The 15,619-nt window shown below is 66.0% G+C and carries 13 protein-coding genes; 7 read left to right on the top strand and 6 right to left on the bottom strand.

Annotated elements, in window-relative coordinates; translation table 11 throughout:
- Nucleotides 1-21: 21 nt before the first annotated feature.
- Nucleotides 22-861: an N-acetylmuramoyl-L-alanine amidase gene (locus J9314_RS10915; RefSeq protein WP_210602409.1), complete on the bottom strand. Its 840-nt coding sequence runs from the start codon at nucleotides 859-861 to the stop codon at nucleotides 22-24.
- Between the two features lie 127 nt (nucleotides 862-988).
- Between J9314_RS10915 and J9314_RS10910 the strand changes: the two genes are divergently transcribed.
- Entirely contained in the window at nucleotides 989-3,100 is a 2,112-nt protein-coding gene (locus J9314_RS10910) for a DNA gyrase/topoisomerase IV subunit B (protein ID WP_210602408.1), read from the top strand.
- 116 nt (nucleotides 3,101-3,216) lie between these two features.
- Here the strand turns inward: J9314_RS10910 and J9314_RS10905 are convergent, their stop codons facing one another.
- Nucleotides 3,217-4,110, bottom strand: a complete 894-nt coding sequence (locus tag J9314_RS10905; RefSeq protein ID WP_210602407.1) for a M56 family metallopeptidase — start codon at nucleotides 4,108-4,110, stop codon at nucleotides 3,217-3,219.
- An 18-nt stretch (nucleotides 4,111-4,128) separates the two neighbouring features.
- Nucleotides 4,129-4,491, bottom strand: coding sequence for a BlaI/MecI/CopY family transcriptional regulator (locus J9314_RS10900; RefSeq protein WP_166975994.1), 363 nt, complete (start codon nucleotides 4,489-4,491; stop codon nucleotides 4,129-4,131).
- Nucleotides 4,492-4,732: 241 nt separating this feature from the next.
- On the opposite strand from J9314_RS10900, the gene J9314_RS10895 reads away from it, so the two are divergent.
- From J9314_RS10895 to cydC, 3 genes are read left to right on the top strand one after another with little or no spacing between them, the layout of a single operon-like run.
- Entirely contained in the window at nucleotides 4,733-6,307 is a 1,575-nt protein-coding gene (locus tag J9314_RS10895; protein WP_210602406.1) for a cytochrome ubiquinol oxidase subunit I, read from the top strand.
- 11 nt (nucleotides 6,308-6,318) lie between these two features.
- The gene (gene cydB, locus J9314_RS10890) at nucleotides 6,319-7,341 is read left to right on the top strand and encodes a cytochrome d ubiquinol oxidase subunit II (protein WP_210602405.1); all 1,023 of its coding nucleotides are present in this window, start codon (nucleotides 6,319-6,321) and stop codon (nucleotides 7,339-7,341) included.
- Nucleotides 7,338-10,979 carry a thiol reductant ABC exporter subunit CydC gene (gene cydC / locus J9314_RS10885; protein WP_210602404.1) on the top strand — a complete coding sequence of 1,214 codons (3,642 nt, stop codon included), beginning with the start codon at nucleotides 7,338-7,340 and terminating at the stop codon, nucleotides 10,977-10,979. Before cydB ends, cydC begins: the two co-directional genes overlap by 4 nt.
- Nucleotides 10,980-11,010: 31 nt before the next feature.
- Here the strand turns inward: cydC and sepH are convergent, their stop codons facing one another.
- Nucleotides 11,011-12,135 carry a septation protein SepH gene (sepH, locus tag J9314_RS10880; RefSeq protein ID WP_210602403.1) on the bottom strand — a complete coding sequence of 375 codons (1,125 nt, stop codon included), beginning with the start codon at nucleotides 12,133-12,135 and terminating at the stop codon, nucleotides 11,011-11,013.
- Nucleotides 12,136-12,415: 280 nt separating this feature from the next.
- Here sepH and J9314_RS10875 point away from each other — a divergent pair, with 280 nt between their 5' ends.
- Entirely contained in the window at nucleotides 12,416-13,522 is a 1,107-nt protein-coding gene (locus J9314_RS10875) for a ferrochelatase (protein WP_210602402.1), read from the top strand.
- A 159-nt stretch (nucleotides 13,523-13,681) separates the two neighbouring features.
- On the opposite strand, the gene J9314_RS10870 is transcribed toward J9314_RS10875, so the two are convergent.
- Complete coding sequence (locus J9314_RS10870) at nucleotides 13,682-13,909, bottom strand: hypothetical protein (RefSeq protein WP_166972305.1); 228 nt, start codon at nucleotides 13,907-13,909, stop codon at nucleotides 13,682-13,684.
- Nucleotides 13,910-14,193: 284 nt separating this feature from the next.
- On the opposite strand from J9314_RS10870, the gene J9314_RS10865 reads away from it, so the two are divergent.
- Nucleotides 14,194-14,493, top strand: coding sequence for a DUF4193 domain-containing protein (locus J9314_RS10865; protein ID WP_166972303.1), 300 nt, complete (start codon nucleotides 14,194-14,196; stop codon nucleotides 14,491-14,493).
- Nucleotides 14,494-14,624: 131 nt separating this feature from the next.
- Here J9314_RS10865 and J9314_RS10860 read toward each other — a convergent pair whose 3' ends face one another.
- Nucleotides 14,625-15,080, bottom strand: coding sequence for a DUF3093 domain-containing protein (locus J9314_RS10860; protein ID WP_181273362.1), 456 nt, complete (start codon nucleotides 15,078-15,080; stop codon nucleotides 14,625-14,627).
- A 64-nt stretch (nucleotides 15,081-15,144) separates the two neighbouring features.
- On the opposite strand from J9314_RS10860, the gene dut reads away from it, so the two are divergent.
- Nucleotides 15,145-15,618 carry a dUTP diphosphatase gene (dut, locus tag J9314_RS10855; RefSeq protein WP_246490338.1) on the top strand — a complete coding sequence of 158 codons (474 nt, stop codon included), beginning with the start codon at nucleotides 15,145-15,147 and terminating at the stop codon, nucleotides 15,616-15,618.
- The last annotated feature ends 1 nt before the right edge of the window (nucleotide 15,619 follow it).

The raw sequence follows: 15,619 nt of genomic DNA, 5'->3' as shown, positions 1-15,619 counted from the left end.
GGTTCGATACCGGGCGACGGCTCAGTACCAGTCGACGATGCCGTCGAACAGCGCGGCCGCGTACTTCTTCTGCCCGGACTTCGACTCCATGAGCTTCGCCTCGTCCGGGTTGCGCATCTCCCCGCACTCGACGATGACCGCGGGCACGGAGGCATTGTTGAGGCCGGCCAGATCGGGTCGGCGGCTGATCGCATCCTTGCCGTAGGCGCGGTTCGGGGTGAAGGTCGTGCCCATCGACGTCCCGATCGACTCCGCCAGGGCCGTCGAGGCCTTCTCCGTCTTCTCATCGGTGCCGGGGTCGGCGACGATGACGTGAAATCCCTTGGTCGAACTCGACTCGGCTCCGTCGGCATGGATGCTCACGAGCAGATCCGCATCGTCGGCGAACGTGCCGCGTTCGTCGACGCAGGGGCCGACGCCCTTGTTGTCCTTGCGGCTGAGCACGACGGTCGCCCCCGCGTCTTCGAGCGAATCGCGCAGGCGTTGTCCCACCGCCCACGTGAAGTCGGCTTCCGGGTAGTCCGATTCCGTCGCCGTGCCGGTCGTATTGCAGGCCTTCGTGCCGCCGCGTCCGTCGGGAACCTGCTTGTTGATCTCGGTCGGGTGTGACGCGTTTCCGCCGTTGTGACCGGGATCGATCGCGATCGTCTTGCCCTTGAGGTCGACTTCGGCCTCATCGCTCGCCGAGGTGGTGCTCCCTGTGCTGCGATCCCCGCCGTCCGTCTTGTCAGCCGCGGTGGTCTCGGAGTCCTTCGACGTCGGTGCCGACGGAGCGGGGTCGTCTGTTCCGCAGGCGGCGAGACCGGGGAGGAGGAGAACAGCGGTGAGCAGGAGGCTCGGTGCGAGAGTGCGGTGGGGCATGGTGTCCATTGTCCCGCACAACTGCGGGATCTGTCGGTCGCCGTCGGAATCGGCTGCCGACACGGCCCGCGGGAAATAGGGTCCCGCGCTCACAGCGATTAGAATTTAATCGAACGAGAGGAATTCAGTGGAAGACGAAAGCTACGGCGCCAGGCACCTGTCCGTCCTGTCCGGTCTCGAGGCGGTGCGCAAACGCCCCGGCATGTACATCGGCACGACCGACTCCCGCGGTCTCATGCACTGCCTGTGGGAGATCATCGACAACAGCGTCGACGAAGCCCTCGGCGGCCACGGATCCGAGATCCTCATCGAGCTCGCCGCCGACGGGTCGGTCGCCGTGACCGACAAGGGACGCGGCATTCCCGTCGACATCGAACCGAAGACGGGCCTGACCGGAGTCGAGGTCGTGCTGACCAAACTCCACGCCGGCGGCAAGTTCGGCGGATCCTCCTATGCCGCATCGGGCGGTCTGCACGGCGTCGGCGCCTCCGTCGTCAACGCCCTGTCCGCCCGCCTCGACGTCGAGGTCACCCGCGGGTCGAAGGTGCACAAGATGTCCTTCCGCCGCGGCGTTCCCGGACGCTTCGACGACTCCTCGGGGCAGCCGAGCCCGGACAATCCCTTCGAAGAGTTCCAGGAACCGACCGGCCTCGACATCGTCGGCAAGGCCAAACGCGGGGCCACAGGCACCCGCGTCCAGTACTGGGCGGATCCGCAGATCTTCCTCGCCAAGGCCCAGTTCGACTACCAGCACCTCATCGAACGAGCACGGCAGACGGCATTCCTCGTCCCCGGTCTCGAGCTGCGCATCATCGATCGGCGCGGTGTCGCCCGCGATGAGACCGGAGCGGTCATCGCCGAACGCGAAGAGGTCTTCAAGTTCGACGGCGGCATCACCGAATTCGTCGACCATCTCTCCATCGACCCGCCGATGACGGACACCTGGCGCCTGCAGAACACCGGCACCTTCAAGGAGACCGTGCCAGTGCTCGACTCCTCGGGCCACCTCGAGTCCAAAGAGGTCGAACGCGAGGTCGGCGTCGACGTCGCACTGCGGTGGGGGACCGGGTACGACACGAAGCTCAAGTCATTCGTCAACGTCGTCGCCACCCCGCACGGCGGCACCCACCTCGCCGGGTTCGAGCAGGCCTGCCTCAAAGCGCTGCGCAAGGCCGCCGACGCCAACGCCCGCAAACTCAAGATGGGCAAGGACAAGCTCGAGAAGGACGATGTCCTCGCCGGTCTGACCGCCGTGGTCACCGTCCAGCTCGCCGAACCCCAGTTCGAGGGCCAGACGAAGGAAGTGCTCGGCACCGCCGCCGTCAGGCAGATCGTCGCGAAGACCGTCGAAACCCAGCTCGGCGACATCCTCGCTTCGACCAAGCGCGCGGAGAAGCAGCAGGCCGCTGTCCTCATGGAGAAGGTCGTGGCCGAAATGAAGTCGCGCATCTCCGCCCGCACCCACAAGGAGAACCAACGTCGCAAGACCGCGCTCGAGGCCTCCTCGCTGCCGGCGAAGCTCTATGACTGCCGCGACAACGGGGTGGAGAACACGGAGCTGTTCATCGTCGAGGGCGATTCGGCGATGGGTACGGCCAAGGCGGCCCGCAACTCCGACCACCAGGCGCTGTTCCCCATCCGCGGGAAGATCCTCAACGTGCAGAAGGCCACCCTGGCCGACATGCTCGCCAATGTCGAGTGCTCGGCGCTCATCCAGGTCATCGGTGCCGGTTCCGGGCGCAGCTTCGATCTCGAATCGGCCCGCTACGGTCGCGTCATCATCATGACCGACGCCGATGTCGACGGCGCGCACATCCGCACGCTGCTGCTCACTCTCTTCTTCCGGTACATGAAGCCGATGGTCGAAGCCGGACGTGTCTTCGCCGCCGTTCCGCCGTTGCACCGGGTCGAGGTCGTGACGAAGCGCGGGACGCCGAACGACATCGTCTACACCTACACCGAGGCGGAGCTGCACGCGCTGCTGAAGAAGCTCGAGAAGCAGAAGAAGGCGTACAAAGAGCCCATCCAGCGCTACAAGGGACTCGGCGAGATGGACGCCGACCAGCTGGCCGAGACGACCATGGACCCGAGCATGCGCACCCTGCGGCGGGTGACGATGGCCGACGCCGAGGCGGCGGAGAACACCTTCGAACTCCTCATGGGCTCATCGGTGGGACCGCGCAAGGAATTCATCGTCTCCGGCGCCGCCGTCCTCGACGCCGAACGCATCGACTCGTGAGGTGAGGGGTCTCCATACTCGAGACGGGGCGCGTCAACTCGTCAGGTGAAATGACTCGAGACGTGAGTTGAGGCGCTGAGACTCCTCAGGCGGGTCCCGCACGCATCGCGGGCTGCTCAGATCCCGAAGGCCGCCGGAGCGAGGATGAGCGTCGTCGGCACGAGCAGGAGCACCACAGCCAGTCCGATCGACATCAGCCGAACCGGGATCCTGGCTGAATCCAATGGGCGCGAGAGCCTGCGAATGCGCTGCTTCGAGAGTTCGCTGCGATGGTCGGGGCTGATGGCAGCGGCCGAGCGCACCGCGCGGGCGAGGATCTGCGGATCCACATGCTCGCGGGCCTCGTCGTCGGCCATGAGTTCGATGAGCTGATTCACCGAGTTCAGCCCGATCGCCGTGGCGGAGAAGTACGGGAGCGCCTGGTGCCAGGCGGCAAAGGGGATGACGAGCACGTCGTGCCGGAAGTCCAGGTGGGCTCGCTCATGGGCGATGACCGCGGTTCGCTCCTCCTCATCGAGGGCCTCGATCAGCCCGGTCGACAGCACCGCTGTGCCCTTCCTCGGTCCCTTGGGCAGGCAGTAGGCGACCACCTCGTCGGTGGTGATGATCCGGGTGTCGGGGTATGTCGCCGAGGGCTCGCTCAGCAGGTGGAGGATCTCATCGTGGCGCAGGCGGGCCTTGCGTGCAGAGTAGAAGGTCAGGATCAGGCATCCGAGCAGCCTGCCGATGAGCAGCACGGCGATGATGAGGAAGATCCATGCAATGACCGACAGTTGGGCGTGGGACTCACCGCGTGCAAGAGAGACGATGCCCGACGGCAGGCTCGTTGCTCCCGGCGCGACGGCGAAGGCGAGGGCGGCACCGATGAGGGACAGGCCGCCGGAGAGCCCGACGGCCTGCCAGAGGACGACCTCTGAGATCGGATCGCCGCGGAAGCGGGCGAGAGCCGCAGGGATCGGCCACGCGAGCAGGAATGCCAACACGGCCAGAATCAGACCCACGATGGTCATGGACGTGACCGATCTGGGTCAGGAATGTGTCGAGTGATTGCGCCCGAGCAGATTGCGCAGCGCCTTGGTGTCGGCCTCCGAGACGGTGCCGAGGAATCGCGCGAGCACGGCCTGGCGGTCGGGGGCCTGTGAGAGCATCTCCGTCATCAGCTCGGCGACGTGATCCTCACGAGTGGACACCGCGAGGTAGCGGTGAGGTCGGATGCTGCGATCGCGGGTGACGAAGCCCTTCTTCTCCAGACGGGAGAGGACGGTGTGCACCGTCGTCAAGGCGAGTTCCCGGTCGGCGAGGACCTCACGCAGTTCAGCTGCACTCAGCCCGTCATCATGCACCCAGATGGCGTCCATGACGCTGCGTTCGAGTTCACCAAGTGTTCCCACAGTTTCCAAGTCCTCATCATCTGCGAATTGTCGTTGTCATGAGTATATCTCTACAGGCTGTCGAATTCCAGGCGAAGCCGCGCCGATCGGGCTGGGATTCTCTGGCCCGGGCGCTGACCCGAGGCGCATACTTGGTACGGGGAATCTTGGATGACGGAATGGGGGCGGTCATGTTTCTACCGCATGTAGAATTCTACGTGACGTAGAAATACTGCCCTCGGGAAACTTGAATGGAGAGCCCATGGATCTCGACCCGGTCCTCATCGGACGGTGGCAATTCGGAATCACCACTGTCTATCACTTCTGGATGGTGCCGCTGACTCTGGGACTCGGCATGCTCGTGGCGATCCTGCAGACGATCTACCACCGCACCGGCAACGAGGTCTACCTGCGGGCCACGAAATTCTTCGGCAAGCTCTTCCTCATCAACTTCATCATGGGTGTGGCCACCGGTCTCGTCCAGGAATTCCAGTTCGGTATGGCCTGGAGCGAGTACTCCCGCTTCGTCGGCGACGTCTTCGGAGCGCCCCTGGCACTCGAGGCGCTGCTGGCCTTCTTCCTCGAATCGACGTTCCTCGGCCTGTGGATCTTCGGGTGGGGACGGCTGCCCCGGGCGGTCCACCTCGGTGCGCTGTGGTGTGCGGTCATCGGCTCCTGGATCTCCGCCTACTTCATCATCGTCGCGAACTCATGGATGCAGCACCCCGTCGGGGTCGAACTCGTCGACGGCAAGCCTGTGATGACCGACGTGTGGGCGGTGCTCGGCAACAACACCGCCATCGCCGCCTATACCCACACACTCTTCGGGGCACTGGCCGTGGGCGGCTCGTTCCTGCTCGGCATCTCCTGGTACCACCTCTACCATCGCCGCAAGGACGGCATCGACACCGTCGGGCCCGAGGGAAAGGTCATCGTCGGCGAATCCACGGACCTGCCGGGTCGCGACAAGACCGACCATGCGGTGTGGATCAAGTCCCTGCGCATCGGCGCCCTCGTCGGCATCATCGCCTTCGCCGGCGTCTCCATCACCGGCGACGTGCAGGCGAAGCTGATGTTCGAACAGCAGCCGATGAAGATGGCCTCTGCGGAAGCAGCATGTCACGACGGCACCCAGTTCTCCGTGCTCACGATCGCCGACCCGTCCTCGAACGACTGCGACGGGGTGCAGAACATCTTTGAGATCCCCGGTCTGCTCTCCTTCCTCGCCAAAGGCGACTTCTCCACCCCGGTCCATGGGGTCACGACCCTGCTGCCGGAATACCAGGATCGCTATGGCACCCACATTCCCGACGACCCTCGCTACGGCGAACACGCCGGCGAGGCGATCAACTACCAGCCCATCATGATCGTCACCTACTGGGGATTCCGGATGATGATCGGCTTCGGAGCGCTGGCCGCCGGGGTCTGCCTCATCGGACTGTGGCTGGCCCGCAAGGGCACAGTGCCGCAGTCGAAGTGGCTCAGCCGCGGATTCCTGCTGGCGATCACCGCGCCCTTCATTGCGAACTCAGCCGGGTGGATCTTCACCGAGATGGGCCGCCAGCCCTTCGTCGTCGCTCCCAACCCGGCCCAGCTCGACGGGGTGTACATGTACACGCAGGCGGCACTCTCACCAGAGGTGACCCCGGGGATGCTGCTGTTCTCGCTGATCAGCCTCACTCTCGTCTACGGGGTGCTGATGGTCGTCGAACTGCGGCTGCTCACGACCTATGTCAAGGGCGGGGTCGCCTCGGCGATGCCCGAATTGGAAGCGAAGAAGACGTCCAAGCCCACGATCACCGACGACGGCGATGACGTGCTGTCGTTCGCCTACTGAGGAGTCTCACGATGGAAATTCTCGCCACGATCTGGTTCGTCCTCATCGTCGTGCTGTGGATGGGATACCTGTTCCTCGACGGCTTCGACCTCGGCGTCGGTATGCTGCTGCCGTTCCTGGTCCGCAGCGAACGCGGCAAACGAGTCCTGCTCAATACGATCGGACCGGTCTGGGACGGCAACGAGGTGTGGCTGATCACGGCCGCAGGGGCGATGTTCGCGGCCTTCCCGCACTGGTATGCCTCGCTCTTCTCCGCCCTCTACATCCCGCTGACCCTGTGCCTGCTGTTCCTCATCTTCCGCGCCGTGTCGATCGAATACCGAGGCAAGGGACACACGCAGGCCTGGAAGTCCTTCTGGACGTGGGCGATGGCGATCGGCTCGGCCGGCACCGCGTTCTGCGTCGGGGCGATGCTCGCGATCACGACGCTCGGCCTGCCGCTCAACGCCCACGGCGACATCGTCGGCGGTGCCTTCGCCTGGGCATCGTGGCCGGCGCTGCTCGGCGGACTGGGAGGGCTCGGATATGCCCTCGTCCACGGGCTCGTCTTCCTCGGGCTCAAGACCGAAGGCGACATCCGCGCCCGGGCGCGGTCCTGGGCGGGGCGGATCATGCTGCCGGCCGCGGTGCCGTTCCTCATCTGGTTCGCCCTGTCGATCACGCAGCGCACATGGCTCGTCGTCCCGGTCCTCCTCGCGGTCATCGCGCTCATCGGTGCCTTCCTCGCGGTGCGCGCCGGAGCCGAGAAGCGAGCATTCGCCCTCCACGGCATCTACCTCGTCGCGGGTCTGGGATCGGTCTTCGCCGGCGCCTTCCCGAACGTGCTGCCCTCGACGCTCGACCCGGCTGATTCGCTGACGATCGAAACCGCTTCCTCCTCGGACTACACGCTGACCGTGATGCTCATCGTCACCGTGGTCATCCTGCCGGTGATCATCGCCTACCAGATCTTCAGCTACCGGCAGTTCCTCGTCCGCATCGCCGAGACCCACATCCCGGAGGCGCACAAGGTTCCGGTGGCGATCCGATCGTGAGCTCGCCCCTGTCGATCCTGCTCGAGCTGCCCCACGGTCGGCGGGGGTTCGCGCTCTCGGTGTTCGGTGCGCTGGCCCGCTCGGTGGGGATCGTCCTCATCGCCGAGGCGGTCGCGCGCGCGATCGTCGGCCACAGTGCCCCCGCTCTGTGGATCGTCCTCGGCCTCCTCGGTGCGATACTGCGCGGCGGGGGACTGTGGCTCGACCGCCGCCTCGGCGTGTCCCTGGCCGCCGAATCCAAACGCGGACTGCGCTCGGGGATTCTGTCGGCACTGCTGCGCGGACGCGGCCGGCCGCGGACGAACTCGGCGGTGACGGTCACCCGGGGCATCGACGACCTCGACGACTACTTCACCACCGTCGTCCCCGCGCTCGTCGCGACTGCCGTGGTGCCGATCGTGCTGCTCGTGCGGATCGTGTTCAGCGATCTGCTCTCCGCGGTCATCATCGCAGCCTGCCTGCCGCTGATCCCGCTGTTCATGGTGCTCATCGGCCGCTACACCGCCGAGTCGACGTCGCGGACCGTCCAGGCACTCGAACGGCTGTCGGATCATCTGGCCGAGCTCGCAGAGGGCCTGCCCGTGCTCATCGGCCTCGGTCGTTCGCGCGATCATGCCCGGCGGCTGCGCGAACTCGGCGAACGCTATCACCAAGCGAATCTGGCGACCCTGCGCGTGGCGTTCCTTTCGAGCCTCGCCCTTGAGCTCATCGCCACCATCTCCGTCGCACTCGTGGCCGTGGTCATCGGCCTGCGCCTGGTCAACGGGTCCATGGATCTCAGTGCGGGACTCTTCGTCCTCCTCATCGCACCCGAATGCTTCATCCCGCTGCGCGAACTCGGGGCCGGCTACCACGCGAGCGAGAACGGCCGCGAGGCCCGGACCCGAGCCCAGGCGCTGCTGCGCGAAGTCGAGGCCGGGGCGGATGCCGACACCGGGGCGGCGACGGAGCTCGGAGCGGAGGCCGAGTTCGGGGCGGATGCCGACTTCAGCGGCGGCTGCGTGACCTATGGCGACGGCACCGTCATCTCCTGGACCGGGGCGATCGACACCCATCCCGGAGTGACGACCATCAGCGGTCGCTCCGGGGCTGGGAAGTCGACGGTGCTGGCCGCCCTCGTCGGCGGGCTGCCGGCCGCGGCTCGCACGAACGTCGCACCCGTGGCTGCGGCTTTCGTCCCGCAGGCCCCGCGCATGTTCGCCTCCACCCTCGGTGCCGAACTCGAACTCTTCGGACTCGGGCCCGAGCCGGCCGGGCGCGCGTTGGCGACGGCGGGGCTGCCCACCGATCCGCTGACCTCGACGGCGGCGCTCAGTCCCGGCCAGCAGCGACGCCTCGCGATCGTGCGAGTGATGCACCGCCTCGGTGATGGTGCCGATGTGCTCGTCCTCGACGAACCCACCGCCCATCTCGATGAGGACAATGCCGCCCTCGTCATCGACATGATCGCCGAGGCGGCCGCCACCCACCGAGTCATCCTCGCCAGCCACGACGACCGGGTCCGGGGCCTGGCCGACACCGAGATCCGACCCGAGAAGACCCGGGGTGTCTCTGTTGAGGGTGCCGAGGGATCGCAGGCGGACTCCAATGGTGAACTCGTCGGCGCCCCGGGGGAGTCGTCGAGCCTGTCCACGATGGGTGTGTACGGGACCTCGACTGCGACTGCGACCTCGGCCTCGACCGCGACCCCAGCCGCGACCCTGACATCGGCAACGGCAGAGACCGGGAAGTCGGCGCGGACGCGGGTCCTGCCCCGTACGGATCCGTCGTCGGAGTCCGTGCGACCGCGCGATGATGCCTCGCAGTGGGACGAACCCTCGACCACGGACGCGTCGCCGGAGTCGCGCACTGCAGCCCTTCGCCGACGGTGGGCGATCCTTACGCAGAGCCTGCCGCTGTTCACTCCGGCGATGCTCATCGCCGCCCTCACCGCCTGTGCCTCCGGCCTCGCCGCGATTGCGCTGACCGCTGTCTCCGGCTGGCTCATCGTCGAGGCCTCGTACCAGCCGCCGATCATGCTGCTCCTCGTCGCCATCGTCGGAGTGCGGTTCTTCGGGCTGAGCCGGTCGGTGCTGCTCTATGTCAGCCGTCTGCGACTCCATTCTGCGATCTTCTCCGCCCTGACCCGGCTGCGCGCGAGCCTGTGGGAGCACTTCGAGCGCGTGGGCATGAGCGATCGGAAGCTGCTCACCTCGGACTCTGCGCTGCGCGCCATGGTCGCCGACGCCGATGACGTGCGCGACCTCGTGCCCCGGACCCTGTTCCCACCGATCGTCTCGGCGATGGTCGTCCTCGGCGTCGGCATCACCGTGGGACTGCTCGACCTCGGCTCCCTGCCGTGGTTCGTCGTGCTCGCCGTCGTCGATCTCATCGTGCTGCCGCTCATCGTCATCCGCGCCGAGACCAGACTGGCCCGTGGCGTCCGTGCCGACCGCAACCGCATCCTCTCCCTGCTCACTCGAGCATTGGACGCGAAGGACGATCTGCACATCAACGGAGCCGACGGCCGCGTCCTCGGCCTGCTCGCCGACCACGAAAAGAGCCTCGAAGCCAAGCAGGCCGCCTCGGCCCGCAACTTCGGGATTGCGCAGGTGTGGCTGCAGCTGAGCACGACGGCCACCGCCGTCATTGTGGCCGTGACATCGGGTGCGCCCACCGAAATCGCTGCAGTGCTCGCGCTCATGGCCGTCGCACTCGGCGACGCGTTCGCCTCAGGTATTGATGCCTTCCGGCAGATGCCTGCCCTCGCCGCGGCCCTCGACAGTCTTCCCGAACCGCAACCGGCTGCGGTCGCCTCGGGTGCGTTCGGTGCTGTGGAGGACGGGGTCACCTCGGCGACGGGCGGGAATGTTCCTGCTGACGACGGGGCTGCTTCAGTGGAAGGCAGGACCACCTCGGCGCAAGGCTCTGTAACGGGGGAGAACAGGACAGGCACGGTCCCCGGCATCGAGGAACTCCACCTCGAGGCGATCACTGTGGGCTGGGGCGACGAACCCGTGCTCGACGGACTCGATCTGCACGCCGAACGCGGCGGCTGGACCCTCCTGTGCGGTGACAGCGGGACGGGCAAGTCGACGAGCCTGAGTGTGCTGCTGCGATTCCTCGATCCCTGGGCCGGCCGCTACAGTGCCCGGACCGAACGTGACGAGGACATCGATATGCTCACCGCCTCACCCTCCGACCTCGTCGGTCGCATCGCCTGGTGTCCGCAGGAAGCCCATATCTTCCGTTCGACGGTCCGCGGGAACCTCGCACTCGCGGGGCAGGGCGTGCCGGACGACGCTGAGATGATCTCCGCGCTCCGCGGGGCCGGCCTGAGCGAATGGGCCGATGCCGACGGCCTCGAACGCTGGGTCGGCGACCACGGTTCCGAGATCTCGGGAGGTCAGCGGCAGAGACTCGCGGTGGCCAGGACGCTGCTCACGGGAGCCGACGTCATCGTCCTCGACGAACCCACCGCCCACCTCGACGATGAGACCGCCGGTCGGCTCATCGGCGATTTGCGGGAGAATCTGCGCTCACGCACGGTCGTCATGGTCACTCATGACCGTCGCCTCACCACGGACGAGGACACTGTCGTCGACCTCGGGAGCGAACGGCCGGCGCTCAGTCGCGCAGTCGGAGGCGTCGGTTCGTAGACCCCGGCACCGGCCGTCGGCCCTTCGACGCTCAGTCCCGCTTCGAGCCGAACATGATCTCGTCCCAGCTCGGAATCGAGGCACGCGAGTTCTTCTTCGACTTCGACTTCGCATCCTTCGCGGGGGCCGAATCCCTGTACTGATCGGATTGATCGCTGACGCCGGGCTCATTGAGCAGCGAGAGCTGATTGTCATCGTCGAAGGCCCCGACCTTCTCCGTCGGCTCCTGCGGGTCGTCTGAGTCCTGTGCCGGGTCCTCGAACGCGAAGACCTCGTCATCGGTCGCGGCTTCCGGCTGACCGGGTGCGGTGTGAGCGCCCTGCGGGTGCGTCTCGGGATCCTCGGTCACCGCACGCAGACGCGTCCGCGGCTCCTCCTCGGCCTCATGATGACGACGCTTGCGCAGGTTCTCCAGGATCCGGCCTGTCTCGGCCTGGTGGTCGCGTGCCTGCTGAGAGGGCGCCGAACCTGCGGTCGGACGCACCGGGGGATCGGCGGCGATGCCCTCGGCGGAGTCGACCTGCGGGAGGACATCGACCTCCTCGGTGTTCTTCTGCCGTTCGGCACCGGAACCGTAGTTCGGGATCGGGCCCGTATCGGTCGGACCCGAATCGGCCAGCCATTTGGCCTCATCGTCGATCGGGGTGAGCGAGCGGCGGTAGTAGTGCCAGCTGGCCGTCCGGACGCGATCGGCGGCGACGAAGCTGAGCTGGACATACCAGTTGCCGTCCTGCTGCTTCCAGGAATCCCATTCCATCGTCTCGATGTCGACGTCGCGCATGGCCAGGCGCTGCTGACACAGCTCGATGAGAGGGGTGGGTTCCCCATTGGGGTCGTGATCGGAGTAGATCGGGTGGCGGCTGGCGAGGTAGGCGGTGCGCGAACGCTCGGCCATCGCCGGTCCCTCGTAGGTGCGCACGTACTCCATGTCGGCACCCGTCGAGGCCACGACCTCCTCGGCGTCCATGCCCCCGCGGATCATGGCTTGGATGTCCTTGGGACGCACGGGAGTGTCGGACTTGTGGTGGGTGCGGTCCTTGCGCACCGCGGCCATGAGAGCGTCGTCGAGAACGACTCGGTACTGAAGCCCGTTCTCGTCGTTCAGCAGCAGATGGGTGCCATCTGCGTCGACTCCGTTCAAGATCAGTTCACGCATGCCTGTAGCTCCTTTATCGCGTCTCCTCTGCATCGTGTCACGTTCAGCAGGGCGAGTCGGGCAGATTTGCGCGCGAGTCGCGAAATCTCGGGCCGGTTCGGCCCTCGACGGTCTGAGCACGCTCTCAGGACGTGAACTCGGCCACGAATGGGCTGGATGCCGGCATGGGTCGGGCAGGCGATCTCGCGTGCGGACGGGATCGGAGTTCGAACCGTGAGTGGCGAAGGCTCACTCTGCGGACAACGGGCCCTGTGTCTCTACAGCCTGTAAAATCGTGAGCGTGAATAAAACTGCACCGATCGATGCCCTGATCCTCATGTCATTCGGAGGACCGGAGGCTCCAGAAGAAGTGGTTCCCTTCCTCCGCAACGTCACCGCCGGCCGCGGCATCCCCGAGGAGCGGCTCGAGGAAGTCGGTGAGCACTACTTCGGGTTCGGTGGGAAGTCCCCGATCAACGACCAGAACAAGGCGCTGCTGGCGGCCCTGCGCGAGGAACTCGATCGCCGAGGAATCGACACTCCGCTGATCTGGGGCAACCGCAACTGGGAACCCTACCTCACCGATGAGGTGCGGGCGCAGGCCCAGGAAGGACGGACCCGCTTCCTCTCGATCGACACGTCCGCCTACTCGTCCTACTCCTCCTGTCGGCAGTATCGCGAAGACTTCGCGAAGACGGTCGAGACCCTCGAGGCCGAGGGCCTGAGCGTCCAGATCGACAAGATCCGACAGTTCTACAACCACCCCGGATACGCGGACGCGTGCACCGACCGCCTCGAAGCCGGCCTCGCGGCCTTCCGCAGCCAGGTCGGCGAGCTCGATCCCGCTCAGCACCGCCTGCTGTTCGTCACCCATTCGATTCCGAACGTCATGCAGGACGCCTCGGCCGTGGCCACGAACGGCTACCTCGCTCAACATGAGGAGCTCATGGGCCACCTCGTCGGGCGGCTCGACGAAGCCGATCGTCTGCCATGTGAACTCGTCTTCTGCTCCCGGTCGGGTTCGCCCGAGGTGCCGTGGCTCGAACCCGACGTCAACGATCGGATGGAAGAGCTCGCCGAGGAGGGGGTGACCGGGGTCATGCTCGCGCCCATCGGCTTCATCTCCGACCATATGGAGGTCGCCTTCGACCTCGACACCGAAGCCAAGGAGACCGCCGAGAAGCTCGGCTTCGCCTTCACCCGTGTCGCCACCGTCGGCACCCATGAGACATTCGTCTCCGGTCTCGTCGACCTCGTCGAGGAGCGCGTCGCCCAGCTGCGCGGAGATGCCGTCGAGACTCCCGCGCTGCCCGGCACGACGGCACTCGTTCCCGGCAGCGGAGCCTGCAGCATCGAATGCTGCCGCGGCAGGATCGAACGCGCCACGCACCCGAACTGGGCCAGCTGAACCGGCATCGGGTCGGCAGCCCGGGCGCTTGGGCGGCTGACCCGAACCGGGCGAGCTGAACCGAGCGCAGACGAAGAACCCTCCCTCACCGAATCGGTGAGGGAGGGTCCTTCGGTCTCAGCGCCCGCTGACGGCTACCCGCCGCCGGGAGCGAATGTCTTATGACTCTTCTGGGCTCGGGATGACGGGCAGGGCGCCCGTCTCGGCCTGGATCACCTCGGCGATGGGGCCCGTGTCGACGTCATTGCGTCCGGCGAGCTCCATGAGGTTCTGCAGGTCGTCGATGAGATTCTCGACGAGGAAGTCGTCACCGGCGGACCGGGCCTCGTGAATGCGATGACGGACATCATCGATTCGGGTGTCGAGCTGATCTGCGAATTCACTCATTGTGGATCCGTCCTTCCTCGGGTGACCCCCGAAGGGGACGATCCCGGTCATCTACCGGCAGCCAGGCTGGCGGTATTGTCCATCACAAGTATTCTTGCAGAGCTTTTCGAGAACTCTATGTGTGGCTGACATATGCGGACAAGCAGGTGACGAGAATCACCGCATAGGGTACCCGTTCCATCTTGCCAACGGCAAGCATACAGTGCACAATGCTGGGGACACACTCCACGAGAGGATTCGACGATCCTCTTCGGCACCCCCTGGACAGAGAGCGATGAGGCCATATGGCAACAGATTACGACGCACCTCGCAAGCAAGATGATGAGATCAAGAGCGATTCGATCGAGCAGCTGAAGGCTCAGCGTTCGCAGGCACAGGCGAGCAAGATCGACGAGGACGAGACAGCGGTCGCCGAAGGGTTCGAACTCCCCGGTGCGGACCTGTCGAACGAAGAACTCTCCGTTCGTGTCCTCCCCAAGCAGAACGACGAGTTCACCTGCATGGAATGCTTCCTGGTCCGCCATCGTTCGCAGCTTGCGAGCGAAGAGGGCGGTGTACCCATCTGCACGGACTGTGCAGGCTGAATCGCTTCAATCCCCTCAGACGGAACGCGCCGATCACATCGATCGGCGCGTTCCGCATTTCCGCCCCTATTGCTACCTGACGGCGGCCCAGCAACCTCGCGCCAGGTTGCTGGGCCGCCGTCAGGTAGCAATTAGGGGGTGAGGGCGGCGGCCAGTTCCTTGGGGCGTCGGGTGGAGACCAGCCAGTACGGTGTGGGGTCGTTGTCGTCGTCGAGCTCGATGCGCACGACCGGCTTCACCCACGGACGGATCTTGAGGAAGGCGCGTGCGTCGAGGTCGACGCCGCGGGCGGCACGGGCCTCGTCGCCGTCATAGGCGGTCGCGCCGGGGACGAACCTGCGGTCGATGTGCGCCTCGCCGACGAAGAGCTGCCGCTGCGTGACGATGATCGTAAGCGTCAGCGAATTCAGCCACCAGGCGAAGAGGACGAAGCTGATGACGGGCAGGATGATCGTGCCCAGCTTCCACACGGGCAGAACCATGAGTGCCGTCGATGCCGCAGCCACCACGACGAGGATCCACATGCCGACCGAGGGCCGGACCTTCTCCTGATAGACCACGTTGGTCCCCGATTGCGTTGTTGCCATGGGTTCATTGTCCCATAGCGAGAAGTTTGGCCGCGTTCAGGCTTCGGCGTTAGAGTGCATCTTTGTGACGGAAACCCTCAAGATCGACCTGCAGCTCCTCGACGCGGGCGCCAACGCCCCCGCCTACGCTCACGCGAGCGATGCCGGAGCGGATCTGCGCTCGACGATCGACATCGTCCTCGAACCCTTCGAACGGCATGTGGTGCCCACCGGCATCGCGATCGCGCTGCCCGAGGGTTACGCAGCCTTCGTCCACCCCCGTTCGGGGCTGTCGAGCAAGCACGGGGTCACCGTCGTCAACGCACCCGGCACCATCGACGCCGGCTACCGCGGCGAGATCAAGGTGCCGCTCATCAACCTCGACGCGAAGACCCCGGTGCGCATCGCCCGCGGAGACCGCATCGCCCAACTCGTGATCCAACGGATCGCGCACGCCGACTTCACCGTCGTCGACTCGCTCGACGACAGCGACCGCGGATCCGGCGGATTCGGATCCACCGGCGGAATCGACGCCGGGCTCAGCGACAAGGAGAAGTGAG

This window comes from Brevibacterium oceani (assembly GCF_017948325.1).
Taxonomy (GTDB): Bacteria; Actinomycetota; Actinomycetes; order Actinomycetales; family Brevibacteriaceae; genus Brevibacterium; species Brevibacterium oceani.
The sequence above is the reverse complement of the archived record's forward strand: the minus strand, read 5'-3'. Positions and strand labels throughout refer to the sequence as shown.